Source organism: Bisbaumannia pacifica (assembly GCF_007989625.1).
GTDB classification, from domain to species: Bacteria; Pseudomonadota; Gammaproteobacteria; order Pseudomonadales; family Halomonadaceae; genus Bisbaumannia; species Bisbaumannia pacifica.
Genome location: NZ_BJUK01000085.1, coordinates 1 through 6,312, shown reverse-complemented (window position 1 = coordinate 6,312; position 6,312 = coordinate 1). Strand labels below are relative to the sequence as shown.

General features: G+C 68.7%; 6 protein-coding genes. All 6 read right to left on the bottom strand.

All coding sequences use genetic code 11. The features are described from left to right. The coding region (gene lon / locus HPA02_RS17915; protein ID WP_146804569.1) for an endopeptidase La at positions 1-2,375 on the bottom strand (2,375 nt) is incomplete at its 3' end. Positions 2,376-2,511: 136 nt separating this feature from the next. Continuing rightward, a complete protein-coding gene (locus HPA02_RS17910) occupies positions 2,512-3,783 on the bottom strand; it encodes a DUF945 family protein (protein WP_146804568.1) in 1,272 nt (423 codons plus the stop codon). A gap of 27 nt (positions 3,784-3,810) precedes the next feature. Further along, entirely contained in the window at positions 3,811-4,284 is a 474-nt protein-coding gene (locus tag HPA02_RS17905; RefSeq protein WP_146804567.1) for a phosphatidylglycerophosphatase A family protein, read from the bottom strand. Then, the gene (gene thiL, locus HPA02_RS17900) at positions 4,281-5,252 is read right to left on the bottom strand and encodes a thiamine-phosphate kinase (RefSeq protein WP_146804566.1); all 972 of its coding nucleotides are present in this window, start codon (positions 5,250-5,252) and stop codon (positions 4,281-4,283) included. Before thiL ends, HPA02_RS17905 begins: the two co-directional genes overlap by 4 nt. 12 nt (positions 5,253-5,264) lie before the next feature. Then, positions 5,265-5,771: a transcription antitermination factor NusB gene (gene nusB, locus HPA02_RS17895; RefSeq protein WP_146804565.1), complete on the bottom strand. Its 507-nt coding sequence runs from the start codon at positions 5,769-5,771 to the stop codon at positions 5,265-5,267. Further along, positions 5,768-6,250, bottom strand: coding sequence for a 6,7-dimethyl-8-ribityllumazine synthase (gene ribH / locus HPA02_RS17890; RefSeq protein ID WP_146804564.1), 483 nt, complete (start codon positions 6,248-6,250; stop codon positions 5,768-5,770). The genes nusB and ribH overlap by 4 nt, the downstream gene beginning before the upstream one ends. Positions 6,251-6,312: the final 62 nt, after the last annotated feature.

Here is a 6,312-nt window from a genome sequence, read left to right as displayed (position 1 = left end):
GCCTTGAGGTAGTCGGGCAGTTCGTCATAATCGCGGCGGTTGGGCTCCGGCAGGATCACCTCGAAGATCTCGCTGCGCCGGGCGGCGATGATCTTCTCGCGGATGCCGCCCACCGGCAACACCTGGCCGGTCAGGGTCAGCTCCCCGGTCATCGCCAGGGGCCGATCGACGGCCTGGTGGCGCGCCAGCGACAACAGCGCCGTGGTCATGGTCACCCCCGCCGAGGGCCCGTCCTTGGGGGTCGCCCCCTCCGGCACATGCAAGTGGATAAAGGCCTCGTTGAAGAAGTCCGGGTCGGCACCATACTCCCCCAGGTGGCCCTGCACATAGCTATAGGCGATATTCGCCGACTCCTGCATCACCTCGCCGAGCTTGCCGGTGAGCTTGAAGCCGCGGGCCAGGGCGTGCACCTTGCCCGCCTCGATGGGCAGGGTGGCGCCGCCCATGGCGGTCCAGGCCAGTCCGGTGACCACGCCCTCCCCCTTGAGCACCTTCTCGCGGCGGAAGATGGGCGCGCCGAGGAACTCCTCGAGGTTATTCACCGAGACCTTGACGCTCTGCTGGCCATTTTCCAGCAGTTTGACCGCCGCCTTGCGCACGATGCGGTGCAGCTGCTTCTCCAGTTGGCGCACCCCGGCCTCCCGGGCATAGCCCTCGATCACCTGCTTGAGGGCCGCGTCGGTCAGGTTGATGCGCTTCTTGGGGATCTTGTCGCGCTTGAGCAGCTTGGGCCAGAGGTGGTGCTTGGCGATGGCCAGCTTCTCCTCGGCGATATAACCGGAGAGGCGGATCTGCTCCACGCGATCGAGCAAGGGACCGGGGATCGAGTCCAGGGTATTGGCGGTGCACACGAAGAGCACCTTGGAGAGGTCCAGGCGCACGTCCAGGTAGTGATCGAGGAAGTCGACGTTCTGCTCCGGGTCGAGCACCTCGAGCAGCGCCGAGGCGGGGTCGCCCTGGAAGGACTGGCCCAGCTTGTCGATCTCGTCGAGCATGATCACCGGGTTCTGGACCTCGACCTCCTTGAGGGCCTGGACCAGCTTGCCGGGCATGGCGCCGATATAGGTGCGCCGGTGGCCTTTGATCTCCGCCTCGTCGCGCATGCCGCCCACCGAGAAGCGATAGAACTCACGCCCCAGGGCCTCGGCGATGGAGCGACCGATGGAGGTCTTGCCGACCCCGGGCGGACCGACGAGCAGCAGGATGGAGCCGCCCACGTCACCCTTGAAGGTGCCCTCGGCGAGGAACTCGATGATCCGCTCCTTGACGTCCTTGAGGCCATCGTGATCGCGATCCAGCACCTCCCGGGCATGGGCCAGGTCCAGGTTGTCGTCGCTGGTGATGCCCCAGGGCAGGCTGGTGAGCCAGTCCAGGTAGTTGCGGGTGGTGCCGTACTCCGGCGAGCCGGTCTCCAGCACCGAGAGCTTGTCGAGCTCTTCCTCGACGCGGGTCAGCACCTTAGGCGGCAGCGTCAACTCCTCCAGGCGGTCGCGGAAGGTGTCCACGTCATTCTCGCGGTCGTCCTTGGAGATGCCCAGCTCGCGCTGGATCACCTTGAGCTGCTCGCGCAGGAAGAACTCCCGCTGGCGCTCCTGCATCTTGGCGTTGACCTGCTCGCTGATCTCGCTCTGCAGCTGGGCCACCTCGATCTCCTTGTGCAGCAGCGGCAATACCTTCTGCATGCGCGGCAGCACCGCCAGGGTCTCGAGGATCGCCTGCAGCTCCGGCCCCTTGGCGGAGGTGATGGCGGCGGCGAAATCGGCCAAGGGGCCCGGCTCGTGGGGACTGAAGCGGTTGAGGTAGTGCTTGAGCTCCTCGCCGTAGAGGGGGTTGATCGGCAGCAGTTCCTTGATGCCGTTGATCACCGCCATGGCGTAGGCGCGGGCCTCGTCGGCCTCGGCGTCCACCGGCTCCTTGGGGTAGCTGACCTCGACCAGGTAGGGGGGCTTTCGGGAGAGCCAGCGTTGGATGCGAAAGCGTTTCAGGCCCTGGGCGATAAACTGGATCTGGTTGTCGCCCTGCTCCACTTTGTGCATGCGCACCGTGGTGCCGATCTCGGGGAAGTGCTCGGGGCTCAGCTCCTCGAGGTCGGTCTCGCCGACGAACACCAGGCCCACGGCATGGTGGGGGGTCTTGCCGACCCGCTCGATGGTCTCCTCCCAGCGCGGGCGGTGGATCACCAGCGGCTGCACCTGGGCGGGAAAGAAGGGCCGATTGTGGATCGGCAACAGGTAGATGCGCTCCGGCAGGCTATCGCCGCTAGGCACCATGGCGTGGGACGGCTCGTCGCCCGACTCGTCGCCGTGTTCGGGGGCCTCGACGTCCTCGACGCCATCGACAATCAGGTTGTGCCGCTCGTCGTCATGCTCGCTCATGATCCATCCTGTATCCGGGGTCGATGACCAGTATGGCAACAGGAATGCGGGCGGCGACGACAAACTTCAAGGCGGACCCCAGGCCCGCCCAACGACAAGGGGCGCCCGAAGGCGCCCCGTCAGGTTCCCCCCCGGTTTACCAGGGCAGTTCCTTGACCGGCTGGTCATTGAGGTAGGGCCGGCCCTCGCGGAGCTCGAAGCGCAGCTCGTCACTGCCGCCGGGCAGCCCCAGCATCAGGGCCAGCGAGGGCGGCAGCGGCGCCAGGCGCAAGCGGCCATCGAGGCGACGCTGCAGTTCGGCACCACCGCCGGGACGCGCCAGCTGCTCCAGGCTCAGCTCGGTGATGCCCGCCCCATCGAAGGTCAGCTCCCCCTCGCCCTGGGTCGAGAGGCCCAGCATGCGGCTGTCGAGGTCGAGCTCGGAGAGCACCAGGCGCGGCGATTCGGCGAGCAGCGCCAGCAGGTCCGGGAACCAGGCCTCGAAGAGCGCCTCCCACTCGGCGGGCGTCAGCTGCTCCAGGTCGCCGTCGAGGCGCTCCAGCTCGTCGCGCAGGCTCTCGTAGAGGCGCCAGGCGGCGTCGGCGTCCAGGCGCTCCAGGGTGAGATCGAAGCCCCCAGACGCCACCGGCGCGTCGTCCAGGCGGGCCTCTTCCAGCGACAGGCCCATGGCCAGCTCGAGAAACTCCTCGCCCAGGTCGACGTCGCTGGTGTAGCCCAGCCCCTGCAGATGCAGGGTCTGACCGCGCGCCTCGACGAAGCGCAGGCTCTCCAGACGCATGCTGTCCTGCTGATGGAAGCGACGCCCCCCCTCGCCGTAGCGGTAATGGCTCTCCAGGGTGGTGGGGCCCGCCGCCAGGCGCCCCTCGTCGGCGGTCAGCCACCAGGGCGCGACCTCCCCCTCGAGGATCAGGTCGCCGCGTTCGCCACGCAGCGTCGCCGAGACGCCCTGGAAGTCGAGGCGCCAGTCGCTCGCCTCCCAGGTGAAGCCGGCCAGCTCCAGGCTGGCGTCGAGGGTCTGGCTCAGGGTGTGGAAGTCGGCGACCCAGCGTGGCGTGGGCAACTCCGGCAGCTCGCCAAGGGCGCCGCGAAGCTCCTCGATCAGGGCGCCGTCCAGGCTCAGGTCGGCGTCCCCCTCGACCCGGGTGGTGAGGATGCCGTGGGCCGCCTGATAAGGCACCCTGGCCTGCCAGTCATTGCCCACCAGAGGCGCCAGGCGCACCTCGCCACTGGAGTGGAACCAGCCCGACTCGCTGCTCAGGCGCTCGACACGCAGATTGCCCTGCTGGGCCATGTTCTCCAGGCTCGTCGCCAGCTCCCGCTCGAAGATGGCGCTGGACACCGCATGACCGGCGAGATAGCCGCCGCCGATGATCACCACGGCCCCCAGGGCCAGCACTCCCTTGCGCATAGATGTCTCCCTTAATGAATAATCGGCTTAATGGAGCCAGAGCCAGAGGTGGATCGTCCCCCAAGCATAGAGCCCCGCCATAACGTCGTCGATCATGATGCCGAAGCCCCCTGCCACCCGCCGGTCGGCCCAGCGGATCGGCCAGGGCTTGAAGACATCGAAGATCCGGAAAATAAGAAAGCCCCATAGCGCCGCCTCCCAGGAGAAGGGTACCGCCGCCATGGTGATCCAGTAGCCGACGAACTCGTCCCAGACGATGCCTGAATGGTCGTGGACCCCCAGGTCATTGGACGTCTTCTCGCACAGCCAGACCCCCACCACGAAGGTGACGACGATCATCATCAGGTACCAGCTCAGTGGCAGGTCGGCCATGAGCCAGTAGAAGGGGATCGCCGCCAGGGTGCCGAAGGTGCCGGGGGCCCAGGGAACCGCCCCGCTGCCCAACCCGAAGGCCAGGAAATGGGTGGGGCGACGCCAGACGCTGGCCGGCGCCCGATTCATTTCCGGCCTCCCGGGAAATGCTGCCAGCCGCCCGCGTCGCCGGACGCCACGCCGCGCAGCCCGGGGGCCGCTTCGCAGCGACCGATCACCGTCAGCGGCAGGGCCAACTCGGCCAGGCGCCGCCGGGCCTCGTCGAGGCACTCGGCGGGGATCGCCAGCAGCAGCTCATAGTCGTCTCCGCCGCTCAACGCCGCCTGACAGGCCGCCTCAGGCCCCAGGGCATCCACTAGGCCCTCGCCCAGGGGCAGGGCCTCGGGGTCCAGGGTGGCGCCCAGCCCGGAGGCCTCGAGCAGGTGGCCGAGGTCGGCCAGCAGGCCGTCGGAGAGGTCGATGGCGGCACTCGCCAGGCCACGCAGGGCGAGGCCCGCCGCCAGCCGCGGCTGGGGCAGCAGGTAGGCGCGCAGCAGCGGATGCGCGAGGTCCCGCTCGCCGGCCTGCCAGGCGCGGAGGCCGCCATGGGCGCCGCCCAGGCTGCCGGTTACCGCCAGCAGGTCCCCGGGGCGAGCGCCGTCGCGGCGCAGCGCCTCATCGGGCGCCACCTCGCCGTGCACGGTCACGCCGATGGCCAGTTGCCCCCGGGTCACGTCGCCGCCCACCAGGCTGATCCCGGCGGACTCGCAGAGCCCGTGGAAGCCGGCGGCGAAGTCCGCCAGCCAGGCATCGTCGGCCTCGGCCAGGGTCAGGGACATCAGGCACCAGCGCGGCCGCGCGCCCATGGCGGCGAGGTCGCTGAGGCTGACCGCCAGGGCACGATGGCCGACGGTCGATGGCGGCGCCTCCCCGGGGAAGTGCACGCCCGCCACCGAGGTGTCGACGCTGACGGCGAGCTGCTGCCCCGGGGTCGGCGCCAGCAGGGTGCAATCGTCGCCCACGCCCAACACCACCCCGGCGTCCCGGGCGGGACGCCGAAAGTGGCGGGCGATCAATTCGAATTCGCTGGGTGCGGCGCTGTCTGGGTGATATCGCATGGGCGAGGCACCTCAGCGGCGGGCGCGGACCTCGGCCGAGCGCAACCGCCCGGCGAGCTTGTCGAGGATGCCGTTGATGTACTTGTGACCGTCGGTGGCGCCGAAGGACTTGGCCAGCTCGACGCCCTCGTTGATCACCGCCCGGTAGGGGACCTCGAGGCGGCGGGAGAGCTCATAGGTCCCCAGGCGCAGGATCGCCAGCTCGATGGGGTCGACGTCCTCGATGCGCCGGTCGAGCAGGGGCGCCAGGCTGGCGTCCAGGTCGTCCTTGAAGCGCACCACGCCGTGCATCAGCTCATGGAAGAGCGCCAGGTCGGCGATCTCCATGACCTTGTGCCAGTTCTCGTGGTCTTCCAGGTCATCGTCGGCGACCTGGCTGCGGAACTCCGCCTCCACGGTGGTGATCGACTTGCCGGTCAGCTGCCACTGATAGATGCCCTGCACCGCCAGCTCGCGGGCGGCGCGGCGGCTCTGCTGCGCCTTGGAGGGCGGACGCTGGCCGCCACGGGGTGCGCTCATGCCTCACCCCCGAAGCGCTTGAGCAGGGAGACCATCTCCATGGCCGCCATGGCCGCCTCGGCGCCCTTGTTGCCGGCCTTGGTACCGGAGCGCTCGATGGCCTGCTCGATGGAGTTGACGGTCAGCACGCCATTGGCGACCGGGGTATCGAACTCCAGCTGCAGATTGCCCAGGGCGGCATTGCAGCCACCGGCCACGTACTCGAAATGGGGGGTGCCGCCGCGGATCACCGCGCCGAGGGCGATCACCGCATCGGGACGCACCACCTGCAGGGCCCGCTTCACCGCCAGCGGCAGTTCCCAGGCCCCCGGCACATGGACGATATCGATATTGTCGGCGTCCACGCCATGTCGGGTCAGGCTATCCACGGCGCCGTCCACCAGGCTATCCACCACATGATGGTTGAAACGGCCCACCACGATAACGTAGCGGCCATCGACATCGGTGAAACTGCCTTCGACTTGGGAGATCGCTTGCATGCTTGCTTTCCTGCTTGATCGCGAGCGCCTGAGGCGCCTATCGGCGGGCCCCGAGGCCCGCC